Annotated in this window: 18 protein-coding genes; 11 read left to right on the top strand and 7 right to left on the bottom strand. The window is 63.2% G+C overall.

Going from position 1 to position 24,237, the window contains the following annotated elements; genetic code table 11:
- Positions 1–8: 8 nt before the first annotated feature.
- Complete coding sequence (locus DVU_RS16055; protein ID WP_014524658.1) at positions 9–2,669, bottom strand: tetratricopeptide repeat protein; 2,661 nt, start codon at positions 2,667–2,669, stop codon at positions 9–11.
- Between the two features lie 252 nt (positions 2,670–2,921).
- Positions 2,922–3,485, bottom strand: coding sequence for a hypothetical protein (locus DVU_RS16050; protein WP_014524657.1), 564 nt, complete (start codon positions 3,483–3,485; stop codon positions 2,922–2,924).
- A gap of 286 nt (positions 3,486–3,771) precedes the next feature.
- Between DVU_RS16050 and DVU_RS16045 the strand changes: the two genes are divergently transcribed.
- From DVU_RS16045 to DVU_RS16035, 3 genes are all read left to right on the top strand, one after another.
- Positions 3,772–6,741 (top strand): ThiF family adenylyltransferase, encoded by a 2,970-nt coding sequence (locus tag DVU_RS16045; protein WP_011176612.1) that lies wholly within the window; start codon positions 3,772–3,774, stop codon positions 6,739–6,741.
- Between the two features lie 685 nt (positions 6,742–7,426).
- Positions 7,427–8,287: a THxN family PEP-CTERM protein gene (locus DVU_RS16040; protein WP_011176610.1), complete on the top strand. Its 861-nt coding sequence runs from the start codon at positions 7,427–7,429 to the stop codon at positions 8,285–8,287.
- A 124-nt stretch (positions 8,288–8,411) separates the two neighbouring features.
- Positions 8,412–9,278, top strand: coding sequence for a THxN family PEP-CTERM protein (locus DVU_RS16035; protein WP_011176609.1), 867 nt, complete (start codon positions 8,412–8,414; stop codon positions 9,276–9,278).
- A 694-nt stretch (positions 9,279–9,972) separates the two neighbouring features.
- Here DVU_RS16035 and DVU_RS16030 read toward each other — a convergent pair.
- Positions 9,973–10,674 carry a PEP-CTERM sorting domain-containing protein gene (locus DVU_RS16030; RefSeq protein WP_011176608.1) on the bottom strand — a complete coding sequence of 234 codons (702 nt, stop codon included), beginning with the start codon at positions 10,672–10,674 and terminating at the stop codon, positions 9,973–9,975.
- A gap of 843 nt (positions 10,675–11,517) precedes the next feature.
- On the opposite strand from DVU_RS16030, the gene DVU_RS16025 reads away from it, so the two are divergent.
- Positions 11,518–11,877, top strand: coding sequence for a PilZ domain-containing protein (locus DVU_RS16025; protein WP_011787317.1), 360 nt, complete (start codon positions 11,518–11,520; stop codon positions 11,875–11,877).
- 120 nt (positions 11,878–11,997) lie between these two features.
- Here DVU_RS16025 and DVU_RS16020 read toward each other — a convergent pair whose 3' ends face one another.
- Positions 11,998–12,324 (bottom strand): hypothetical protein, encoded by a 327-nt coding sequence (locus DVU_RS16020; RefSeq protein WP_223295164.1) that lies wholly within the window; start codon positions 12,322–12,324, stop codon positions 11,998–12,000.
- A gap of 429 nt (positions 12,325–12,753) precedes the next feature.
- On the opposite strand from DVU_RS16020, the gene DVU_RS16930 reads away from it, so the two are divergent.
- The 6 genes from DVU_RS16930 (at position 12,754) to DVU_RS15995 (ending at position 18,656) form a co-directional block, all read left to right on the top strand.
- Positions 12,754–13,215: a DNA-binding transcriptional response regulator gene (locus DVU_RS16930; protein ID WP_011176603.1), complete on the top strand. Its 462-nt coding sequence runs from the start codon at positions 12,754–12,756 to the stop codon at positions 13,213–13,215.
- Positions 13,167–14,306 (top strand): sigma 54-interacting transcriptional regulator, encoded by a 1,140-nt coding sequence (locus DVU_RS16015; RefSeq protein ID WP_011176602.1) that lies wholly within the window; start codon positions 13,167–13,169, stop codon positions 14,304–14,306. Before DVU_RS16930 ends, DVU_RS16015 begins: the two co-directional genes overlap by 49 nt.
- A gap of 71 nt (positions 14,307–14,377) precedes the next feature.
- Positions 14,378–15,508: an ABC transporter permease gene (locus DVU_RS16010; protein ID WP_011176601.1), complete on the top strand. Its 1,131-nt coding sequence runs from the start codon at positions 14,378–14,380 to the stop codon at positions 15,506–15,508.
- A 98-nt stretch (positions 15,509–15,606) separates the two neighbouring features.
- A complete protein-coding gene (locus DVU_RS16005) occupies positions 15,607–16,293 on the top strand; it encodes an ABC transporter ATP-binding protein (RefSeq protein WP_011176600.1) in 687 nt (228 codons plus the stop codon).
- Positions 16,294–16,301: 8 nt separating this feature from the next.
- On the top strand, positions 16,302–17,363 hold the full coding sequence (locus DVU_RS16000) for an HlyD family secretion protein (protein WP_011176599.1): 1,062 nt from the start codon (positions 16,302–16,304) through the stop codon (positions 17,361–17,363).
- Between the two features lie 369 nt (positions 17,364–17,732).
- A complete protein-coding gene (locus DVU_RS15995) occupies positions 17,733–18,656 on the top strand; it encodes a CAAX prenyl protease-related protein (RefSeq protein ID WP_014524654.1) in 924 nt (307 codons plus the stop codon).
- Between the two features lie 154 nt (positions 18,657–18,810).
- Here DVU_RS15995 and DVU_RS15990 read toward each other — a convergent pair whose 3' ends face one another.
- Both DVU_RS15990 and DVU_RS15985 read right to left on the bottom strand, forming a co-directional pair.
- The gene (locus tag DVU_RS15990) at positions 18,811–19,551 is read right to left on the bottom strand and encodes a PaeR7I family type II restriction endonuclease (protein ID WP_011176598.1); all 741 of its coding nucleotides are present in this window, start codon (positions 19,549–19,551) and stop codon (positions 18,811–18,813) included.
- Positions 19,551–21,227: an Eco57I restriction-modification methylase domain-containing protein gene (locus DVU_RS15985; RefSeq protein ID WP_014524653.1), complete on the bottom strand. Its 1,677-nt coding sequence runs from the start codon at positions 21,225–21,227 to the stop codon at positions 19,551–19,553. Before DVU_RS15985 ends, DVU_RS15990 begins: the two co-directional genes overlap by 1 nt.
- A gap of 560 nt (positions 21,228–21,787) precedes the next feature.
- On the opposite strand from DVU_RS15985, the gene DVU_RS15980 reads away from it, so the two are divergent.
- Entirely contained in the window at positions 21,788–22,006 is a 219-nt protein-coding gene (locus tag DVU_RS15980) for a hypothetical protein (protein ID WP_014524652.1), read from the top strand.
- A gap of 366 nt (positions 22,007–22,372) precedes the next feature.
- Here the strand turns inward: DVU_RS15980 and DVU_RS15975 are convergent, their stop codons facing one another.
- A complete protein-coding gene (locus tag DVU_RS15975; RefSeq protein WP_014524651.1) occupies positions 22,373–23,461 on the bottom strand; it encodes a LeuA family protein in 1,089 nt (362 codons plus the stop codon).
- Between the last annotated feature and the right edge of the window lie 776 nt (positions 23,462–24,237).

Raw genomic sequence — 24,237 nt, 5'->3', positions numbered from 1 at the left:
TCACCTCGTCAGTTGCCGGTCTTGCGCAACAGGTCGCGTGCCTTGGCCGCCTCGGGGAAGTCGGGCGTCTGAAGGGCCGCGCGCAGTTCTTCAGCCGCCATGTCCTTGCGGCCCGCCTTGAAGAGCGCCTCGGCATGGCGGTAGCGCAGCGACGGGTTGCCGGGCACGGCGACCACGGCACGACCGAAGGCGCGCGCTGCGTCGTCGGCACGTCCGTTGGCCATCATGCACACGCCGAGGGTGTCGAGCACGGCGGGGTTGTCGGGAGCGCGGGTGTACGCCTGCAACGCCAGACGCAGGGCCTTCTGCGGCGTCGCATCACGGCTGGCCTTCTCGAGGTAGGCCATGGCGAGGTTGTTCAGCGCCACCACGTCGTCGGGGGCGATGCTCACGGCCTTCTCGTAGAGGGCCGTGGCCTTGGCGTACTCCTTGCGGCGCATGTCCAGCCCCGCGTAGGCCAGCAGGGTGGGCACATGGTCGGGCCGCGCCTTGAGGGCGTCGCGGTAGCAGGTCTCGGCACGGGCCTCGTCGCCGTTGCGTTCGAGCATACCGCCCATGGCCAGCAGCAGTTCGGGGTCGCCGCTCTTGCGGTGGGCCGCCTCGAGCAGGGCCACGCCCTGCGGGCGCTGCCCCATGCGCTCGAACGCGGCGGCTTCGAGCAGGACGGGCAGCGGCGACGCGCTCTCACGCCGTCCCAGTTCACGTGCCGTGTCCGCCGCCTCCTGATGCCGGTCGAGGTGCGTCAGCAGCCGGTAGCGGCCCAGCAGCGCCTCGCGAGGGCGTTGCGTCTCGATGGCGGTATAGAGGGCGAGGGCGTCGTCGGGCTTGCCCATGCGCGCAAGCTGGATGGCGAGCGCGTCGCGCAGGGTCGTCTGGTCGTGCTGCCGCAGGGCCTCTTCGAGAACGCGGCGGGCCTTCTCGTCCTGCCCCGAGGCCACGGCGCGTTCGGCCACCGCGAACGAGACGCGGGGGTCGTTGGCGGCCAGCGCCTTGTCGAAGCGGGCGTCGGCCTCCGCCGTCCTGCCAAGAAGGTCGAGCAGGGCGCCCGACGCCAGCAGGAAGCCCGGAGCATCGGGCTTGCGGGCGAGATAGGCCTCGCTCTCGGCAAGGGCCTGTTCCGCCCTGCCGGCCCCGGCGTGGAGGCGCAGCCCGGCAAGGTAGGCGTCGGGGAAGTCGGGGTCGGCCCTGTGCGCCTGCGCCACCGCGTCGAGGCCCTTCGCCTCGTCGCCCATGTTGACGTAGACGGGCACCAGCATGGTGTAGAGGATGGCGTCCTGCGGAGTGCCGCGCAGGCCCTCGAGGACGACCTGGACGCCCTTGCCCGTGTCGCCCCGTCCCAGATGGTAGGCGAAGAGGGCGTTGCGCACGGCGAGGTCGTCGGGTGCGGCGACAACGGCGGCCTTGAGGTCTTCAAGCGCCTCGTCGGGCCGTCCGTCGGCCTGCTTCAGGCGGCTGAGTTGCAGGAGTGCGGGCACATGGGCCGGTTGCAGGGCAAGCCCCGCCTCGAACGAGCGTTCGGCCCCGGCCCTGTCGCCCGCCGCCATCTGCGCCGAGGCCAGCATGAAGTGCGCCGCGGCGTCGGAGGGGTTGCGCTCCACGAGCTTCTGCGCCTCCTGCCGTGCCTCGGCCACTCGCCGTTGCGCAAGCAGGATGGTGACGGTCATGCGGCGGGCCGCATCGTATTCCGGTGTGGCTTCGAGCACGCGGTTGAACTGGCTGAGGGCCGTCTCGAGGTCGCCCTTGCCGTAGAGGGCCATGCCAAGCTTGTAGTAGCCCTCGAGGCTTGGACGCATGGCCACGCTGCGCTGGAACAGCGACGCCGCAAGCGTGTAGTCCTTGCGTTGCGCGGCGAGGGCGCCGTCCAGCATCAGGGTCAGCGAGTTGTCCTTGAAGTCCTTGTTCATGGATGCCGCAACGGCGGCGGCCCCGGCCTCGTCGCCGGTCTGCAGGGCCAGAAGGCCCGACATGTAGCGGGCATAGTCGTCGCCGGGGGCCAGGCTGGCGACCTTGCGGAACACCACCAACGCACCGGGCGCGTCGCCCTGCCGCAGCAGCAGGTCGCCACGCAGCGTGAGGGCCAACCTGTCTTCGGGGGCGACGGCGAGTGCCTCGTCCACGGTGGCGACGGCGCGCTTGAGGTCGCCCCTGTAGAGGAACAGCCGCGCCAGCGCCAGACGTGGCGTGACGCGCTTGGCGTCGAGGGCGATGGAGCGTTCGAGGGCCGCGCGCGCCTCTTCCGGCGACCGCGCCTGCGCATGGGCCAGCCCCGCCAGTTCACGCGAGACGGCCGTCTCGCCCGCGCCCTGTTCGTAGCGGGCCAGATGCGGCAGCGCCTTGGCCGGTTCGTTGCGTGCCACGTAGAGTTCGCCGAGGGCGAGGTTCAGCGGCGGGTCGTCGGGTTGCTGGCGCAGGCACTTCTGCAGTTCGCCCTCGGCGAGGTCGAGCTTGCCAAGGGCGATATAGGCCCTGCCCAGTTCAAGGTGCAGTGTATAATCGGCGGGGGTCTTCTCAAGTGCATTGCGGAACAGCACCACCGCACCCGCGGCATTGCCCGCGTCCATGAGCTTGCGCCCTTCGGTGAGGAAGTCCGATGACTTGTCCGCCCCGCATGACGAGGCAGTGAGAACGAGAATCGCACAGCAGACGGAAAGGCACAGCTTATTCCACACGGGAACCTCCGTTGTTCGGGCCGGATGTTCCCCCGTATAGAGCCAATACCGTGCCACACGCAGAGGCTTCGGCCCCGGCGCGTCCACGCGTGCAAAGAAGACACGTTACAGAATGTCTAGAGTCTTGCAGCCCCCCTGAACCGTCCGGCTTATCAGGACACGCATGATAAACGGGACGGGCGTCCTGATTTCACGGACGGGTTGTATACACGAACGGCACATGAAGGACGGATGGGGGGCTTCGTGCGGCCCCTAGGCCGTGCCTGTCGGAAAACCCGACACCTGTAAGCCTGTCCGACAAGGCGTTTGCGACGACTCGGGCCGGGCCTGCGGTGACAACAGAAAGCGCACCAGCGCACGAAGCGAAACGATATCAGGACTTACGAAGGCCCCGCCAAGCACCGTACGCTCGCCGTCGAGCACATACTTCATGCGGCACTTGAACGTCACCACTTCGTCTTCTGAAGGAAACGTGAACATCAGTTCGAATGCACCGACCTTGCGCATGATGCTACCATAGCCGGATGACGAATGCGGTACCTCGGCCCGCACACCGCAAAGGGAGATGTTACTGATGATGGCAGGTGTGCACCTGCTCTCGTTCTCGCCATCACATGCGCAGGTGACGGCTGCAATGTGCGTCGCCCGTCTGCCAAGCCTGCGCTTTTCAGACGTCGTTGCATCGCCGTGTACTGCATTGCATTCGAAAAATGAATTGAGAATGCCCGAAGCGAGATGTCCCGGCTGGCATTCAAGGCATTGTGCTACATCGGCAAGACGTGCACCAGCCTGTGTGTCGACTGCAACATTCTTCACCTCCGCACCTCCATCCGCGTCCAGTGGCCGTACAGGTCATTCGATGCAGGTCTCGCATGTGCCTTGGGTCGTACTCGAGACAACAAACCTTAAAGACGCTTCATAAAGCCAGCACTTGCCACATTCATGCCAAAAAACGTCTTGAGCAAAAACAGCTAGTTACAGAAATCGAAGGTCGGCATTCCGACACCTTACTGTCGAAAAACCTCGCACTTGACGTTGCTGGCACGAAACTGGCTTCACCCGGTACGCTGCCCAACCGTGAAGCATCCTCCGCGAGGTCACCATGCTCGCCATCGCCGACAAGCGCCGTACCATCCGCATCAAGCGTTCCTCGCTCCTGCAGAACAAGCTGGGGGCGCTGGACAGGCCCGCCATCAAGATCGCGGAAACGCCCGACGAGTATACACGGGCCTTCCGCCTCGTGTACGAAGAGTACATCCGCTCGGGCTATCTCAAGCCGCATCCATCAAGAATGTATTACAATGTCTGGAGCATTCTGCCCGCCACCTCGGTCTTCATCTTCAAAAGCTACCACGACGTGCTGTGCACGCTGACCCACATCCCCGACTCCGGGCTGTTCGGCCTGCCCATGGACACCCTCTACAAGCCCGAGGTGGACGCCCTGCGCGCCCAGGGGCGCAACGTGGTGGAGGTGGGCGCGCTTGCCACGCAGTACAGCCGCCGGTGGACGAACCTCATGGTCTTTCTCGCCAAGGCCATGTTCCAGTACTCCATGATGTCGGAGGTGGACGACATCCTCGTCACCGTGAACCCGAAGCATGTGAAGTTCTACACCGACATCTTCCTTTTCAAACCCTTCGGCGAGGTGCGCCACTACGACACGGTGGACGCCCCGGCGGTGGCCCTGCGCATCGACCTGCACGAGGCCATGGACGAGTTGCAGGAGAAGTACGGCGACGAGGAGGACTTCGAGACCAACCTCTTCGCCTTCTTCGCCCGCATGAACAGCGACGAGACCGAGACCTCCGAGAACCCCGTGCGCCGCGACAGGCCACTGGAACCGTACACCGCCTATTATCTGTTGCAGCAGCGCCCCGAACTGCTCGACCATCTGGCCGAACCCCAGCGCGACCACATCGAGACCATCTACCACCGCGCGGTGTTCAACCACTTCTCGACCAACCCGGTGCACCCCGAGACCCCCGGCGGCGTACCGCTGGACATGCTCAAACTCGAGACGCGCGACGCCTATACCGACATCGCCTTCAGCCGCAACCTCGGCCTCGTGGACTACGCGGGACAACGCAGACTCTTGCGCTCGCGGGTCGCCATCGCGGGGCTTGGCGGCGTGGGAGGCATCCATCTGATGACGCTGGCGCGCACGGGCATCGGCAACTTCAACCTCGCCGACTTCGACGCCTATTCGCCGGTGAACCTCAACCGGCAGTACGGGGCCAGCATCGCCAGCTTCGGGCGCGGCAAGCTCGACGTCATGACCGAACGCGCCCTCAGCGTGAACCCGTTCCTCGACATCCGCTCCTTCCCCGAGGGCGTCGCCGCCGAGACCATCGACGCCTTCCTCAAGGATGTCGACCTGCTGGTGGACGGCATCGACTTCTTCGCCCTCGACATCCGCCGCAGGCTCTTCAACCGCGCGCTCGAACTGGGCATTCCGGTCATAACCGCCGGGCCGCTCGGCTATTCGTGCGCCCTGCTCGTCTTCATGCCGGGGGGCATGAACTTCGACAGCTACTTCGGCATCGACGACGACACGCCCCCCATGGAGGGCTACCTGCGCTTCGGCATGGGGCTGGCCCCGCGCCCGGCGCACCTCGGCTACATGGACAGGCGCTTCGTCAGCCTGCACGACAGGCGGGGGCCGTCGCTGGACATCGCCTGCCATCTCTGTGCGGGCATGGCCGCCACCGAAGCCGTGCGCATCCTGCTGCACCGCCGGGGCATACGCCCCGTGCCGTACTTCAGGCAGTTCGACCCGCTCACGGGCCGTCATGTGCGGGGCAGGCTCCGCAAGGGACTGCGCTCGCCGCTGCAACGGCTGAAGCTCGCCATCGCCCGCCGGTTCTTCATGGGTGCGCCGCGCACCGGCACGCCGCCCCCGCCAGAACCCGACGTGGTGGCACTGCGGCAGGACATCCCGCTCGAGACCCTGCACTACGTGGCCCGCGCCGCCATGCAGGCACCCTCCGGCGACAACGTGCAGCCGTGGCGCTTCGTCCCCCATGCCACGGGGCTGCACATCCATCTCGACAGGCAGGCCGACGGCTCGTTCTTCGACTACCGCCATGTGGCCTCGCTGCTGGCCTGCGGGGCCGCGGTGCAGAACGCCGTCTACGCCTCGGGCAGCGCGGGACTCGATGCCACGCTCTCGCTCTTTCCCGACGCCACGAAGCCCGACCGTGTGGCCTCGCTGCACTGCACGCCGCTGGGCGTGCCCTCGCACGAGATCATGACCGCCGCCCTGTGGCGCAGGCACACCAACCGCCGCATGTACGCCGCGCGCCCCCTGCCCGTGGAGGTGTGCGAGCGCATCGAGCACCTCGTCAGCGAGGAACAGGACGCCACCCTCCTGTGGGCGACGGACGCGGCGCAGCGCAAGACCCTTGCGCGGGCCGTCTACCTCGCCGACAGGGTGCGCGTCGAACGGCGCGACATGCATGAACACCTCATGCGCTTCATCCGCTTCGACGGGCAGGCCGAGCAACAGGGAGAGGTCGGGCAACAGGGGCACACCGGGCAGGCAGGGCATCACAGCCACGCCGGGAACGGGCCATACGGCGACGGACTGCCGCTGGCGAACCTCGAAGCGGGACTCGCCGGTGAACTGTACCTGCGTGCCGTGAGGCCGTGGCGCAACATGAGCATCGCCAACGCCCTCGGCCTCGGGCGCCTCATGCCCCTGCACGGGGCGATGGGCGTGCTGCGAAGCGGCGGCATCGGGCTGCTGCTGGCCAACGGCGAGACGGAGACGGACATCGCCCGCGCGGGCATGGCGTGGCAACGGGCGTGGTGCGCCCTCGAACACATGGGCTATGCCATGCAACCGCTGGCGGCCCTGCCCCTGCTGCACCTGCGCCTCGCCATGGGCGACCCGCAGACGCTGGACACCGCACATCAGCGCCTGCTGGAAGAGGCGTGGACGCTTCTCGAACAGGTGCTGCCCCACCCCAAGGGACGACTGCCCGTCATGATGTTCCGTGCCGGTGTCGCCGCACCCATCCGGCATGGCACGTTCCGTCGTCCGCTGTCGGACTTCCTGCTGCCTGCCGAGTGAGGGCGAGAAGGCGCGTGACGGCGGATGGCCTCGAAGGCGGTGCATGAGGCGGATGTGCCGAAGACGTCGCAGGACGGCCCCACAGCCCGACCAAGGCGGACACCGGGGCAGTACGGGGCAGCCGAGAAGCCCCGGTCAGGCGGAGAGGCCCCGGACAACCGGGAACGAGGTCGGCCCCGGACGCCCCCGACAGTGCCAAACAACGCCGGACTGCACAGGAGGGCGCAGGAAGGCGCAGGACGCCACGAGGCGAGGCGCCACGGGAATGGCCGCGGGAGACGCCGCATGCAATGACACGGGGGGGCACATCGCCCCCCCCTTCACTTTCGCCCGCCTTCTTCAGCCTGCCTCTCACCTGACGCCCACCTCTCACGTGGTGTCCAGACCCGCGGCCCCTCCTGCGTCCCCGTGCACGCTCTCCGGCACCCTGTCGGAAAAGGCAACACCCCCCCTTCATCAGCGCGAATGGAAGGCCCGCGCCGCTTTCGCCCCGGTCACCCGCGCCGCCCCCCGAATCTGTCGGATAGGTTGACAACGCCAGCCTGTGCCGAGAGGGGTATCAAGGCTCAAAACATCATCCAACACACTTGAATATATATTAAAAGCACTGTTGGAACAGTCATTGCTTAATACCATGCAACTTTGCTCACGCAATTTTTAACCTCATGAAATGAGGAGAAAAACCATGAAGCGTCTGCTCTCTTCCCTTCTCGGTACCGTGGTCCTGACCGCCCTGATGGTGGTCAACGCACTGGCAGCCCCCATCCCCGCATGGGACTACACCGTTGACGGCATCTTCGTCAGCTGGAAGACCACCGTGGGCACAAGCGGCACGTTAGACACGCCTGCCCAGGGCATCACCGGCTTCGAGCCTGAAGAACTGTTCTACAACCTCGACGGCGGTGTTCCGGTTCCTCCCGGCACGTCGGCCAAGGGTTATCGCCATATCGCGTGGGGCGACTACGTATGGAGCGGCCCCGGCCCCGTATACAGCCAGATTCCCGGCGCCAACCTCAGCTCCATCGGCATCAACGCCCGCAGTGGCACCATGATCACCGACGGCCCCACGTCGCTTGGCATGGAACTGTACCACTACAACCAGCCCATCCTCAGCGGCTCCATCCAGCTTAAGTCCGGCGTCGTGCGCTCGGTGCTGACGCTCGCCCCCTCCGGCAACCCGCCGCTGCCCGTCTTCTCGACCAAGCTCGACTTCCTGTTCTTCGAGACCCCCAACGGCAACGTGAACACCGAGAGCGACGTGTTCGTACTGCTGAACCCCGAAGTGACCGAAGAGACCTTCCACTTCTACGGCGTCGACTACGTGTTCAGCTTCGGCGGCTCGTTCGGCCTCATCCCCGAAACCTACCGCGCCCTGCTGAACCTGCCCGTCGGTTCCGTCGGCTGGATCACCTCCGAGAACGCCTACAACGCCTTCGATACGCTGATCAGCATCCGCGCCCTGCCCACCCCCGAACCGACCTCCATCATCCTGATGGGCCTCGGACTGCTCGGCCTCTTCGGACTGCGCCGCCGGTCACAGGCATAACGCACCGCCCCCCCCGGCAGCGACCCCTGTCGGAGAACCTTACACCGCCCCGAATACGACCACACACTTGCAGGAGCCTTCACCAAGGCTCCTGCAAGCAGCTACAAGACACAGGAGACTCGTCATGAAACGCCTCGCACTCATCGCACTCACGCTGCTCTTCCCGCTGCTCTTGCAGACGGCGGCATCGGCGGCGGTCGTCCCCTCATGGACATACACTGTGGACGGGGCCTTCGTTGAGTGGACCAACTCGCGCAACGACACCAACGTCCCCGGTGACCCCAACAACGGCATCACCGGTATCGGCAGCAAGAGCCTCACCTACCTCTTCGACGGCGGGGTCATGCTGCCCGCCCCCGTCACCACCCCCGGCTTCTCGACCCTCCGGTGGGGCGACTACACATACTCGAACCGCAGTGGCTACGTCTTCCACAACGGCGCCACCACCAGTTCCATCTCCATCGCCCCCACTGTGGGCGGTACCCTGATCACGGGTGGCGCAGCCGTGAACGGACTTGTGCTGTCTCACAGCAACAAGGCCATTGCCGGCGACAGCATCACCCTGCAAAGTGGCACGGCACGCGCCATCCTGCAGCTCATCCCGCAGCTTCCGGGGGCGACGTCGCTGCCCGTGTTCTCCACCACGCTGGACTTCAAGTTCTTCGAGACCCCGAACACCGGCAGCACACAGCAGGACGTGTTCGTGCTCATGAACCCCGAAGTCACGCAGGAGACCTTCCACTTCTACGGCATCGACTACGTGATGGACTTCACCAAGTCGTTCTCGCCCATTCCGCTGGCCTACCGCACCCTGCTTGGCCTCCCGGCCGATGCCGTGGGCTGGCTGACCAGCGAGGGCGTCACCACGACCCACCAGACCCTGCTCTCCATCACCGCCCTGCCCACCCCCGAACCGGCGTCGGCAGTGCTGATGCTGATGGGTCTTGGCGGACTGGGCATGATGATGCGGCGCGCACGGCGCACCGCCTAGTCCTGTCTCTTCGTTCCTGACGATACAACAGGCCGGCCTTCACCACGTGGAGGTCGGCCTCTTCGTGTGCGGGGCACGGAGGCACACCGAGGGAGTGGCTATGGGGTGGAACGACGCCTGCGCCCACAACCGGGATGCCGCCCGCATGGCCGCCTTCAGGTCGAACAGGGGCCGCACAGGGGCCGAACCCGGGCCGACACACCACACGGGGCACGCGACGCATCTGCCGCCCGACATGCGCAGCTTGTGGCGAGAGGGCCCGGCACGACGCGCCACCTCTCGCTCCCGACAGACGGGGGAGACATCCAGAGGGCCGTCCACAGTGGGCGCGAGTGCAGCGCGCCCCCGCATCGCACCGGCCCACGGTCTTCGCTGGCTGCCTGCACGGAAGCGGAGGAGAAGGCGGAACACGAAGTGTGCCGGACGTGGCCCGACGATGCACACTGCCCCCTGCCGAAGCGGGCGAACCTCCGCGCACACCGCCCACTGGCTGCATGCAGCCACAGGAAGGGGCGACGAGCCTGCGTGTGCAAGTTCGGCCCGACGGTGCACACTGCCCTGCCGAAGCGGGCGAACCCTCCGCCAAAGCCGCTCACTGCCGCACGGCAGCGACAGGAAGGGGCGGCACACCTGCGTGTACCGCCCCTGTTTCCCCGTCAGACGATGTAGGATGCGATGGAGGCAACGCCTCGTGCTACATGACGCCCTTGCGACGCATGGCGAGAAGACCCGCCGCGCCAAGCAGCATCAGCACCACCGAAGAAGGTTCGGGCGTGGGCAGGTTGGGGTCGACGGTGCCGCCGTTGTAGGTGACCTGCAGGTACGAGCGCTCTTCGGTCTCGCCGCTGCTGAAGAACATCCCCGCATAGCCCACCTGATTGAACGAGAACACCGACCATGAGAACCCCGCCGCGAGGTCGGCCTTGATGTACTCTGTCACGTCGAAATGGTTCCAGCCAAGGATCGTGGCCGACGTCACGCTGCCCACAGGCTGGTCGCCGCCAAGCCCCTGGGTCGCCTGTCCGTTCGCCGTGGCTGCATTGGAAAGGTGATTGAGGTTGCCGCGTGTGCCTTCTCCCCAGCCGTCGGGCAGCAGATTGAAGTTGAACGTCGCACCGGTCACCGCGTCAGCCAGGCCGGCAAGGTCCGAGAGGTCGAACTGGAGGAACGTCCACCGCGCCGCGCCGCTCCCATCAGAATACCAGTGATAGACCGCGTTGGGGTTCGCCGTGGCATCACGGTCGAGTTGATACCAGGGGGAACCGTATCCATAGCGTTCCTGCCCCCCCACGGCGTCCCCTTCCGGACGCACGAAGATCTCCATCGTCGCCGCGTTGCCGATGGATGCCAATGCCAGAACCAGAGCCAAAGCCGCTGCCAAACGTGCCACTCGCATAAGAACCTCCTGAAGTGACGGAACTGGTATGCGTTTATTCACGCATTTTTTGCAAGTAGCACTCCATATTATAAAAGCTTCAATAACTACGGCAGTTCAGGGAAAAAGCCCTGAAACATCCACGATTGCGTCCTTTACAAGTACGGGGTGCAACCGTGCGCGGCAGGCGCGCACCCCGACGCGACCCGCCGCACGGCCTCACCATGTCCGTGCGATAGCCATCGCCCGCAGACGTGCGAGGGACGAATGCCCGCGACACGTGCATAGGGACGCAGGTAGCCCACACGAGACGTGGCGTGGCGTCGGCAAGACCGTTGAGGGTGGCGGTAAACGCGGGTGGCATCATGCAGATGCACGACGTGCGGCGGGGCGAAACGCCGCGCGCCATCGGCATGAAGCGGGCACGGAGTCGGGTCTGCCATGGGCCCCTTACGAGTCCGGCAAGGGCCCATGACGGGACAGGCGTCGGACAGGCGCCGGTCAGGCGTGGCATGGCGCAGCATAGCCTGATGGCGTCTGGCGATGTCGGAAAACGCAACAGGTTGTCGGATAAGGCAACACTTCCGGCAGGTCACAGGCCTTGCCATTCGCCGATACAACGCCTCGCATCGACTTTCTGATAGCAAAACAGATAGTTATGCATCCTTCAGCGAGCACGCCCCCACAGCCTTCACAACCATGCGAAATGAAACACTTTCTATGGAATGCACCGCATCCGGCACGGCAAGCGCGCCGTGCACGGTAGTTGCATCCTCCCCTTGCGTGCAACGAGGCACGCCCTTGACGCGGCAAGCCTGCGACCGTGGGCAGATGCGCACCGCAACCAACGCTGGAGGTACAGCCATGCAAGAACGCAGAAACTACCAGAGGCTTGACCTGAAGGGTTATGCCTATGATTGCAGCGTCCAGATAAACGGCGAAGAGTACTACGCAAGGCTTCTGGACATCAGTCAGGGTGGGGCGCGTCTGCAACTGCAAGGCGACTACGACCCTGACATGCGCTACGGCAGCTACGGCAAGGTCAAGGAAGAATACTACAAGCCTGCTTTTCTGCACGACCACTACTATTCAGTAGTGTGGAGCTACGGCAAGGAGGTTGGCGTATCGTTCTCCGGCCCTTTACTGCATAGCTACGAGGACATGAAGAACTACTACCAGCAAGGCGACTACAAGCAGCAGGGATACTATCCGCAAGACTATTGACGCTCTGCGTCACAACAACAAGACGGAACATGAAGGCCGTGCGAAGACGCCTTCATGTTCCGCCTCGTTTGTCTATGACTCATGGCGTTCAATACAGGGTATGCACCGCCGAGCGATGCCCTAGTCTGCATTCTCCACAAGCCTGTAGGACATGCGTACCCTTTTCATCCATTCAAGAAGAGCATCATGGTTCATGAAGAAAGGTCTGCTGAATGCGACACCGACGAACTTGCGGTACAGCCATTCCACGGAACAATGGACATCCTGCATAGTATGATAGCCTTCCGGCATCATATCCGTGAGCACGCAACGGAATCCATCGGAGACACCGGACAACTCGCTTTCGGTCTGGAACTCCAGCAACAGGCCACCGACGCCTACGTTGCGGGCAAGACACAGATGGCTATGCGCAGAGTCGAACGTCGCAGAGACAATGAAGGGGCTCATCAGTTCGATACGGTGCGCGTCCCTCCGGTCCTGCGCCTTAGAACTGCGAGAAGATATACGTCCTGACATTATTCCTTGAAGCATAACAACCCCCATTTGCAGTGTCACCCTACAAGCTGTGCTCACACGTATTCACCTTATATAGACTGCATTTTCAATACAACATTCGCATCATGAGAACGCAGATCGACGACATGCATACGTTCATATAATCCACTTGAATATAAATAATGTATCTTCAGGCTGCCCACTAAAAATAAACTAACCTATTGCGCAATGATTCCATAGCATTAAAACAATAAAACTATCTGCATCAACATTCTAATAGGATATGCTGCATAGTCCATGACTATACTATCCCACAAATCTGTTCCGCGCCAACGCACACCTTCATCGCCTGACATGGAGAGTGACGCAAAGGAACGCTTCATGGCCAACGTACTGCTCATCGGGCACCAGCCTGATCTGTACATGCATCTTTCGCGCCTGTTCGCCGATGGCGGGCATAGCCTCAAGGTCGTCTCATCGCTTGAGGACGGCATCAGGCATTGCCGCGCGTCGTCGTGCCAGCTTGTCGTCCTTGAAGAGGGCATGGACAACGCGCTCGAAGGCATCCCGAGGCTGCGCTCCACACAGGCGGCCCCGCAGGTGGTCGTCGTGGCCGAACGGTACAACCCCGAGCGTGGCAAGGCGGCCCTGCTGAGCGGCGCACTCAACTACATGCCCAAGGGCAAGGCCCCGCGCGCCATCACGACGCTGCTCGAGCGGCTGCCCTCCTTCGGCGGCAACGGGGCCGAAGGGCCGGACTTGCGCGACTTCGGCATCTTCGGCAGTCCGCCGCGTTGCGTGCCCAGTTCGAGACCATCGCCCGCTCGTCCAATGCCGACGTGAACGTGCTGCTGCAAGGCGAGACGGGCACGGGCAAGGAACTCTTCGCCCGCGCCATCCACCGCATGAGCCAGCGCCGGGGCGGCCCGCTCATCACCGTGGACTGCGCCTCGCTGCCCGAACACCTCGTGGAGAGCCTGCTCTTCGGCTACTCGCAGGGGGCGTTCACCGGGGCGGCCAAATCGCGGGTGGGCCTCATCAGGCAGGCTGACGGCGGCACGCTCTTCCTCGATGAGGTCAGCGAACTGCCCATGTCGCTCCAGAAGAAGTTCCTGCGCGTGTTGCAGGAGAGGCGCTATCGCCCGGTGGGTGGCGGCAGTGAAGAGTCGAGCGACTTCAGGCTGGTGGCGGCCACCAACAAGGACCTTCAGGAGATGGTGCGCGAGGGCACGTTCCGCGACGACCTGCTGTACCGCATCAGCACCATGCGCGTGCTGCTGCCGCCGTTGCGCGAACGCGGTCTGGACATCATCGAGATAGCCGAACACCTGCTCCAGTCGCGGGCCGAATCCAACGGCGGCAAGGTCTGGCAGATGTCGGCGGAGTTCAGGGCGAGGCTTCTCGCCCATCCGTGGCCCGGTAACGTGCGTGAACTGGTCAACGTCATCGACTGCACCCTCGCCGTGGCTGGCGATGGCGACATGCTCTTCGCCGAACACCTGCCCGCCACCATCCACGCCGGAATGCTCCCGCAGAGCAGCCGCCCGTGGCAGGGGCGCACGCCCGCGCGCCGTTCGACCGACGTCGGCCATCACGGAATGCATGACCGGGCGGGCAAGATGGCGCACGGCGTCGCGAACGGCGCAGCACCGTCCCATGCCTCCCATGGCCCGTCGCAGGGCCCGTCGCACGGCAGACAGCACGACACGGCGGACGAAGCCGCTGCCTACGCCACGCACGTCGGGGGGGCGCACCCCGATGCCCTGCCCTCGTTCCGCGAGGCGCGGCGCGAGGCGCTGGAGGCGTTCGAACATGCGTACCTCGCGACCCTGTACGAGGCCGTGGGGGGCGACATCAGGCAGGCGTGTTCGCTGTCGAACCTTTCGCGGACGAGGCTGTACGAACTGCTGCGGAAACATGCTATCATGGAATAACCCCGTCGCAGGGCCACCGCGTGTGGCGCAGACGGGCCGCATACCCCCGCAGGCACGGAGACGGTGACGCCATGATCCTTGAGATAGCCTTCCGCAACCTCTTCCACGACAGGGTGCGCCTTGCCGTGACGCTCACGGGCATCGTCTTCGCGGTGGTGCTGGTGACCATCCAGTGCGGGCTGTTCCTCGGCTTCATCACCACCATCTCGGGCGTGGTCGACAACAGCAGGGCCGACCTGTGGGTGACCTCGAAGGGCGTGAAGACCTTCGACATCGCCATGCCCATGCCCGAAAGCCGCGTGCAGCAGGTGCTCGGCGTGGAGGGCGTCGCCGACGCCGCAGGCATGGTGGTGGACTTCGCCTTCTGGAAGAAGCCCGACGGCGGGCAGGAATCCATCGAGATCGTCGCCTTCGAGAGTCGCAAGGGCATGGGCGGCCCGTGGAACATGGTCGAGGGCGACGTGTCGCGCCTCGACGCCGACGACGCCGTGATCATGGACGCCCTCTACATGGACAAGCTGGGCGTGCGCGCCCTCGGCGAACAGGTGGAGATCGTCGCACACGGGGCGCGGGTGATGGGGTTCACCATGGGCATACGCTCGTTCACCACCTCGCCCTACGTGTTCACCGACTACCGCAACGGGCATCTCTATTCGCGCTTCGCGCCGGGGCAGGTCACCTATGTGCTGGTGAAGGCCGCCCCCGGCGTGGACATGGAGGACTTGCGCGCCCGCATCGCCGCACGGGTGGCGCATGTGGACGTGTTCACCACCGGCGAGTTCAGCCAGAAGACCCGCGAATACTGGATGCTCAGCACCGGGGCGGGCGGTGCGCTGGTGCTGGCGGCAGTGCTTGGCCTCGTGGTGGGCATGGTCATCGTGGCCCAGACCCTCTATGCCACCACCATGGACCACCTGCCCGAATTCGCCACGCTCAAGGCCATGGGCGCGCCCGACGGCTACGTCCTGCGCATCATCATGGGTCAGGCGGTCATCAGCGCGGTACTCGGCTACGGTCTCGGCATGGTCATCTGTTTCGGCATCGCCTACCTGCGACGGTACGGCGAGACGGCCATTCTGGTCTCGGCACCGCTGGCGGCGGGCATGTTCGTGCTGACGCTGGTCATGTGCATCGCGGCGTCGGTGATCTCCATCCGCAAGGTGCTGGTCATCGACCCCGCCATCGTCTTCAAGGGACGGTAGGGGGACGCCAGGGAATGGCAGGGGACGCTGACGGACGACAGGGGAAACCGCAGGGGACAACAGGCTGGGGACGCTAGGGGAGACGACAGGAGATGCCCATGGAAGCCAGAACCCTCCTTGAAGTGCACGGCGTGAGTATGGTCTTCGGCGCCGGAGAGAACGCACAGTACGCCCTGCGCGACGTGCATCTCTCGGTGCGCGACGGCGAGGTGCTCATGCTGCGCGGCCCCTCCGGCAGCGGCAAGACCACCCTGCTGTCCATCATGGGCGGCATCCTCTCCCCCACCGAGGGCACGCTGACCGTGGACGGCACCCCCATGACCGGTCTTTCGGCCGAGGCGCGTTCGGCCCTGCGGCTGAAGCACTTCGGCTTCATCTTCCAGGACTACAACCTCTTTCCCACGCTGACCTGTTCACAGAACATACAGGTGGCCCTCGACCTGCGCGGCGTGCCGCGTGACGAGGCAAGGCGCATCGCCGACGCCACCCTCGGCGAGGTGGGGCTTGGCGGCAAGGTGGGCGAGATGCCGGCGCGACTCAGCGGCGGGCAGAAGCAGCGGCTGGCGGTGGCGCGCGCCCTTGCGGGGTCGCCCATGGTGATGCTTGCCGACGAACCCACGGCGGCCCTCGACTCCACCAACGGGCTGATGATCATGTCGCTGTTGCGCGACCTCGCGCACGCGGGCGGGCGGGCGGTGGTGGTGGTCACCCACGACGACCGCATCATGCCCTTCGCAGACCGTGTGGTGCACATCGAAGACGGAAGAATCAAGGAAACGGAGTGAGGTACATCATGCAGCCACGTTTCATCGCCTTGGCAGCCATCATGGGCGTGGCGTCGGTGTTCGTGCTTTCACGTTCGGCACAGGCCCCCCTGCCCGACCTCATGCCGCGCACCTCTGCCGCGGCGACCATGGAGGAGAGGACAAAGGGCTGGGTCGTGGCCTCCGGCATCGTCGAACCCGTCACCAAGGAACTCGTGCTGGGCTTCGAGACCAGCGGCGTCATCGACACGGTGTTCGTGGCCGAGGGCGACAAGGTCGAGAAGGGGCAGCCCCTCGCACGGCTGCGCAACGGCATGGAGAAGGCCCAGCTTGAAGAGGCACAGGCCAACGCGCAGGCCGCCCGCATGGAGTTCGAGAAGCTCACCAACGGGTCGCGCCCCGAAGAGAAGGGCGAGGCGCTGGCGCAGGAACGCCGGGCCTTCAAGGTCTACGAACAGTACCGCGACGAGGCCACCCGCAGGCAGCGCCTGTGGCAGCAGGACGCCATCTCGCGCGAAGACCTCGAACGGGCACAGCGCGACATGGACGTGGCGCGGCAGGAATACGTGGCCGCCACGCAGCAACTGAAGCTGGTGGAGGACATGTACCGGCGCGAGGACGTGGCCAAGGCGGGCTACCAGCTTGCCGCCGCCGATTCGGCGGTGGGCGTGGCACGCGCCGCGCTGGAGAGGATGGAGTTGCGCGCCCCCGTCTCCGGCACGGTGCTGCGCGTGCATGGCGAACCGGGCGAGGTGTTCTCGCTGTTCGCCCCCTCGCCCGTCATCAGCGTGGGCGACATCTCGGCACTCAACGTGCGGGCCGAGGTGGACGAACGCGACATCGGGCGCATCCGCGTGGGACAGGTCGCCTTCGTGCGCGCCGACGCCTACGGCAGCGAGAAGTTCAACGGCAAGGTGGGGCGCGTGGTGCTGAGCCTCACGCCCAAGCGGTTGCGCACGGGCAACCCCTCCGAACCCGTGGACAGGAGCGTGCTCGAAGTGCTCATCGCCCTCGACGCACCCGGCCCGCTGGTCAGCGGCCTGCGGGTGGACGCCTTCATCGACGCCTCGGCTGTGCCCCCCGCCAAGTGACACCGGCACGACTACCCTCACCCACCCTCGCCCCGGCAGGTGCCCCCCATGAAGACCCCCCCGACTGCGCACCCTGAAGTTCATCCGGACGCTCGATCTGACGCTCACCCCGAAACGTCACCAGACACGTCACCAGACTCTCTAGCGGACACGGCACCGGGCACGGCATCACCGGATACGGGACACGCCACGCCATGGGGCACGTCACCCGAAACGGCATCACCGGATGCGCATCCGGACACGAACCGTGTAACATCGCCCTATACCGCACCGGGCACCGCACCCGGCACGCCACCGGGCTCGTCACCGGACACGTCACCGGACGCGCCCGCGAACACGCCACGAAACACACCGGGCAACGCGGAGAGCATGGCCTCTGCTGCCCGCCCCGGAAGCGCACCCCATGCAGACGCCCCGGTGTCCGGAGACGCCGCCCCCGGCAGCGCGCGTCACCCCGTCGGCACGGGCGTGACCGAAGAAGCCCCACCCGACCCTGCGCACGACCCTGCCCCTGACCCCGACAGGCCCTCCGGTCCCGGCGAACCGGCCGGGCTCGCGAATACCGCAGGGGCTGACACCACCACGGGTGCAGGCAAGGCCACCTCCGCCCCCGTAGCCGCCATCGCGTGGCGGGTGGCGCCCTTCGCGGCGTACATGGCCTTCGTCCTCGTGGTCGAAGCGGCCTCCATGCTCGGCATCTCCTCCACCACGCTTGCCACCTACGGCGACTTCGCAGGCGGGCTGTACCCGGTCAAGGCCCTGTGTGTGGGCCTTGTGCTGGCGGTGTGCCTGCCCCGCTGCACCGAACTCCGGTTCGCGAAGGCCGACCTGCGCGGACTGCCCTTCGCCATCGTGGTGGGGGTGGCCGTCTTCGCGGCATGGCTGGCGCTGGACGTGCCGTGGGCACGCATGGGCGAACCCGCCCCCTTCGCGCACGAGGCATGGGGCGACGCGGGCAGACCCGCCCTGCTCACCATCCGCTTCATCGGGGCGACGCTGCTGGTGCCCCTCGCCGAAGAACTCTTCTGGCGGTCGTTCCTGCTGCGCCACCTTCAGGGCGGCGACTTCCGCACCGTGCCGCTGACGCGGTTCCATGCGACATCGTTCATCGCCGTGACGATACTGTTCGGACTCGAACACAACCTCATCGTGGCGGGCATGGCGGCGGGCGCGGCGTACAACCTCGTGGCCCTGCGCACGGGCAGCGTGATGTGCTGCGTGGTCGCCCACGCCGTCACCAACGGATTGCTCGGCCTGTGGGTCGTCGCCACCGGGGCGTGGACACTCTGGTAGGATGCGCCAGCCCCGGCTGGGCAAAGAGGTCACCGTTCAGGCCGAAGTATCAGTCGTTACGGGAGTTATGACAATCAATCACTTCACAGATTTGAAACCAGCACACCAATTTTTCATGTTGCTTTCTTTAATAACTACAGGTGGAACATATGTATTAAGAAAGCCGAGCGGCTTCGGCGGCAATATGGCCAGCAAGAGACGTTACAAACGTTTTTATATTTGTCATAGGAGACAAAGAGGAATATTGACCTAAGCGACAATTATTCTTGGGTGATGCTATAACTGAGGCAGTTGTATAGAGCCTCTCATGCATAAGCTTTTGGCAAAGGATGTCATATCTTTTTATGTATGATGCACCCTTAAACTCTAGAAAAACAGGGAAGTGGGGAGAACACTCCTGAACAGCTGCACGGGACGCTGGTGCATCTTCAACCAACATAAGCCACCCGATAAATGGTCTGGGCTGTTCACCGAAAGCACCATCCCTATACGCCGTCCAAAAATCATGTGCCGTACCTATGGCTTCTTCTGCTCGGTTGTTGAAATTATTACCGAATGACGGTCCAACTTGACTTTTAAACTCAACAGCAGCTATCAACTGCCCTTCAGAGATAACCAACAGATCCCATAGTTTTGTCGGCCGGAAAAAACCAGGAAGCGTGAGAAGCCCTTTATTCTGATGAATATCTGCATGTGCAAGACCATTTGCACGTACAATATCAAGTACCAACTCGACAAAGCCATCCATATTCTTGCCTGCAGTTACACCTGCGCGCTCTCCCTGATCTGTCTTCCCAGATTCAAGTTGCTTTTCGCGAGCTGAGGCACGATTATTCCAAAAAGCCTGCACAGCTTCACACACTTTACGTTCATAATTCACCAAGTCCAATGACATTAGCCTAACCCCTCGATTGCTGCCCTTTCCTCACCTGTCAACGCATAAAGCCGATAGGCTGCTGCGTTACATGCCTCAAGATTTCTACTCTTGGCAGCTACTATAAGTTCTTCACGTAGCCCAAGCGAAACGTCTTCCCAAAATGGAATACGTATTCGCCTCAAATACTGTGCCTGGAAACGCAAAAACCCTCCTCGCATTTTTGTTGAGTATACTTCAACAAAAAGCTTGGCGACTCCTGACAACAACACAGCCTGCAAAGCTCTGATGTCCCATGTACAAGAAATTACATAGTATAAATTGTGATGAGGGTACAAGCTACCTTGTTCGTAAACGACATGAGCATTACCTTTGATATCTGGAATGAGTAACTTTTCCTGGCTTGCCAAAGACGGAACAATCTTATCAATAGTCTTATACCATTTAGTTGGGTTTTTTTGAGCGCAGTGCCGACGAACAAGTACCTCTTTCCGCTCTTGCAGATAGCGGGACAAACGCGGGTACTTTTGAAGGTTAACAAGAGTACCCGAGTCGTTGAATGGATTAACAAGCCCAAGACCACGCCATTTAACCTCACCGGATGCAATGTCCTGGGTCATGACAAGAGGAAGCTTTCTGTCGGGTTCTACATCAAGATCGTCGAATCTACCGATAAAGGACTTGTCGGCCCCAGTGGCAACGCCAATCCCAACCTTACAGCCTGCTTCCTCAAGTGTCGGATAACTCCGCTCAAGACGACGGACTAAAGCCGTTTTATCGGCAGACTCAAACAGCCATGGTTCTCCCCCTTTTGTGATGTGTGAAAGCTCACGTACGTGATAGACCGATTCTTTTAGCAAACGCTTTGCCGTCAGCTCTGAAGCCAAACTACGTAGCTCTGCCCTGCTAATACAGGGACGTTGCGCTACACGAGTCGCGACCTGCTTTTCTCGACTAATCACAGTTATTGCGGGATATGCAACAACACTGCTCTGAAACGCTTGAGTACCAACCATATCAACATAAAACTTCAAATTAAACCTGTCAGCTATCAATTTTCTCAGGAGAGTACCATACCTGTTCTTCATCCACCGATCTGAACAAATAAAACCAAGGCTTCCCTTCCGTGTAAGCAACGACAAAGAGTGCTCGATAAATGGGATATAAATATCAGCCCTATCATACATAGTATGATAACGAGTACGATACTCTTTGAGTAGTAAATTCGGAATTAGCTCTTGTCTCACATATGGAGGATTACCAACAACAAATTCAAATTTTCCACAGTGTGGCGCAAGAAGAAAGTCGTCATTCGAGAGCCAACGATCAGCTAAACACTTTGCAGTAGATGAAGAAAAGCCTTCATTCTCAATTCGAGACATAACAGCTCTATGAGTTGCTAAAAATGTGTCTCGATGAATCTCAAAGCCTCTAATTGCATCTCCAAGAACGTCTACTACATTTTCAGACGGTTTAGTACTACGCCAAGAACGAAAAAGCCTTTCCATGATACGAAAAATAAAGTCGCCCCCTCCGAATGAAGGTTCGAGAATACGCTTCATAAAAAGATTTTGATCATCATTATAGCCAACAAGATCAAGAATAAAGTCAACGACTTCTTCCCGAGTAAAAATCGCTCCGCGAGTTTCTACATCTCCTTGTGAAGCCAGGGCATCCACTGCAGCAGAAATCTCCACGTTTCGTGATCCTTCAAACAAATTGAGCTGAAAAATGAGACTACCTCCAAGGCTAACCATGCCAGCAATGGCGGCATAGAAATTTAGGTATTGCAAATACTTCAGGCAAGGCCATCTTGAATCAAACCCAAGATACACGTTTTATGAAAAATCAACGCAACAAGTGGGATATAGCCAGCAGGGAAACCGAACAGAAACCACCCCCATCGCCTTGCCGAATACTTGCAACGTATTTTATTGGCCGAACAATACTAGTACTTAACCAACAAGGAGGATTTATCCTTGATCTCTCGAGTTTCTTCTGACCATGCCACTATCGAGAGTGCCCTCCGGTCAAGATTCTAGCCGTTCTCGGCCGCAATGCCTTGCGGGGTGGGACTTATCCAAGCCTGAGCAGGGTTACACCTCAATGTAGGGTCTGCGCCCGCCTTCGATAACGACCTTGGCTTTCACTACGAAACAAAACCACTCCAAGAACAATGGCACATGGCCCGATCACCAGCCAAGTTTTAATCACCCGAAGAAACCCAGCAGGTCAAGCCCCGTACCCTGAGGTCGTCATGAGCACCTATGACTTCACCACATTTGCCGACGCTGCCAGAGAGGTTCGCAAAGAACGCTTTCTGGCGGGCAAGAAGCTTTCAGGCGTTCGTCGCAAGCCTCGCACACCGGGCGACCTTGCCCTGCTGGGGATAAGGGCGCGCGAACGCATGAACGCGTTTCCTCCTGCATGGGATGGCGAAAGCCTGACCCTGCCGTATTTCGCGCCCGACGCCTGACTACGAACGAGGGACCTGACGTCGCCCCGTCACCCCCATGAAGCCCGCCCGACGCCTGACGACACCCGATAATCCTGATGACGCGCCCCATGAAGCGGATGAACCTGAAGACGTCTGCCTGCCCATCACCTGCCCATCGCCTGACGTCGCCTGACGTCAGCCTGACCGTCACCTGATACCTGACGACGCCAGCCCGCTTGCCCGACACGCCACCCCCCGCGCACGGGCCGTCAGGTGCAGACCCTGCGGTCTACACGTTCGACACGCCACCCCTCGCAAAGCCTAGGCCCCACGCGGGCCGTCAGCCTCGTTTGTCCCCGGTACGCCCTCGCACAGCCGACGCGTCCCTAGGCCCCACGCGGGCCGTCACCTCCCGGCGCAGAGGAATTCCGCATCGGTGAGGGGTCTGCCAAGGGAGCACGCCTTGTCACGCACGGCACGCACATGACGGCGCAGGGCATCGCCCTGCAAGGTCAGGCCGTGGCTGTGCGCCATGGCTGCGACCCCGGCTGAACCGCACTTGCCCCCCACGCCAAGCCGTCTCTCGGCCCCCACCAGCGCAGGCGGAAAGGGTTCGAAGAGGGCCGGGTCGCGCTGCACGCCATGCAGGTGTACCCCGCTTTCGACGGCGAAGAGGTTCTCGCCCGCAACCGCCCAGTGCGGGGGCAGGCGCATCTCCAGCGAGGCGGCAAGCCTGCGGCACACGCCGCGCAGCATGTCGAGGCGGTACGACTCGCCACGCAGCACCACGAGGGCGGCTGCCAACTCCTCCGCACGGGTGATGCCCGCACGTTCACCAAGGCCCAGCAGCGAGACGTCGGCACCATCGGCCCCGGCGTCCAGCGCAGCCAGCGCGTTGGCGGTGGCAAGGCCGAGGTCGTTGTGGCAATGCACGGCCACGGGCAGCGCAGAGGCCCGGCGCGCCAGCAGCACGAGGCGCACCATGCCGTCGGGCGTGAGAAGCCCCACCGTGTCGCTGCACCGCAGCCGGTGCGCCCCGGTGCGCGCCGCCGTGCGTGCCAGTGCTTCGAGAAGGTCGGGCGCGGCACGTCCGGCATCCTCCAGCCCCAGCGTCACATGCAGAAAGCCGAGGTGCGCCGCGTGTTCCAGCACCGTGGTCACCCGCTGCAACACCTCGTCGCGGCCCATGCCCAGACGCAGCCGCATGTGCGCATCCGACGACGGCACGCCGATGTGTACCCGCCGCGCCCCCGCTTCCGCTGCCTTGTCGAGGTCGGCGGTGCAGCAGCGGCACCAGACCGCAAGCCGCAGTGACGGGGCCACACGCGCCCCAAGCCGGAGGGTCGCGGCAAGGTCGTCCTGCCCTGCCCAGCCCGCTTCCGCCTCGGTCACGCCCGATGCCGCCACCCCCTGAAGGATGGACTCCCTGTCCGCAGCGTCGAAATAGACGCCGTAAGCCTGTGCCCCTTCGCGCAATGTCGAGTCGATGAGCATGACGCACCTCCGCAGGTGCCCTTGCAGACCCGATGCCAAGCCGACGTGACGCCGACGCCAAGCCACCCCGCCCCGCCCTCTTCCATCGCCGCCCATAGATGCCGCGGCCGCCAGCGACAGGCCAGTGTAGGCCCCCGAGACCCGCCCTGATGCCTACCAGCTGTCCGGCCTGATGCTTGCCAGCTGTCCGGCCCGCGCCCCATCCCGGACACACGCGAGAAGCCGTCCCTGCCGCAATGACACGAGACGCGCACCTTCCGGCCTCCGTCTGCCCCCCGCCAGCGGAGACTCCCCCCGCAAGACTCCCGGCCCGATACGGGCCAGACACGGGGCACGAAAGGGGCCGCCACCCCGCCCCGCCCCAGCCGCATGCACGCACCGCGCGACACTACAAAAATGTAGCGTCCTACAGAATCGTCGTGTCGCACGACACGGCGCGTCGTTGTGTGCACCTACGATTATTCATGCGATGACAGTAGGTTACGCAACACGCCTTTCATGGCACATCCCTTGCCCTTACCGAAGCGAACGGACGCTACGCGGACAGACCTCACCGAAGCGTGCCGGAAGCCTCCACAGGTGACTCCAGAGGAGACCCCAGAGGCACTCCGGGCCAGCCGGGAACCAAACCGGAGACGTCGGAAACCACACCGGGGCCACGCCATCAGGAAGTCGCTTCCGGCACAGCCTCAGGTCTCCATCGGGGAACCTCCGGCACCGGCGGCCCCCTCAGGGGAAGAGGTCGAGACAGGGACGCGGGCGATGTGCGACAGGCG

Source organism: Nitratidesulfovibrio vulgaris str. Hildenborough (assembly GCF_000195755.1).
In the GTDB taxonomy this organism is placed as follows: Bacteria; Desulfobacterota; Desulfovibrionia; order Desulfovibrionales; family Desulfovibrionaceae; genus Nitratidesulfovibrio; species Nitratidesulfovibrio vulgaris.
This window is presented reverse-complemented; position numbering and strand designations above follow the sequence as displayed.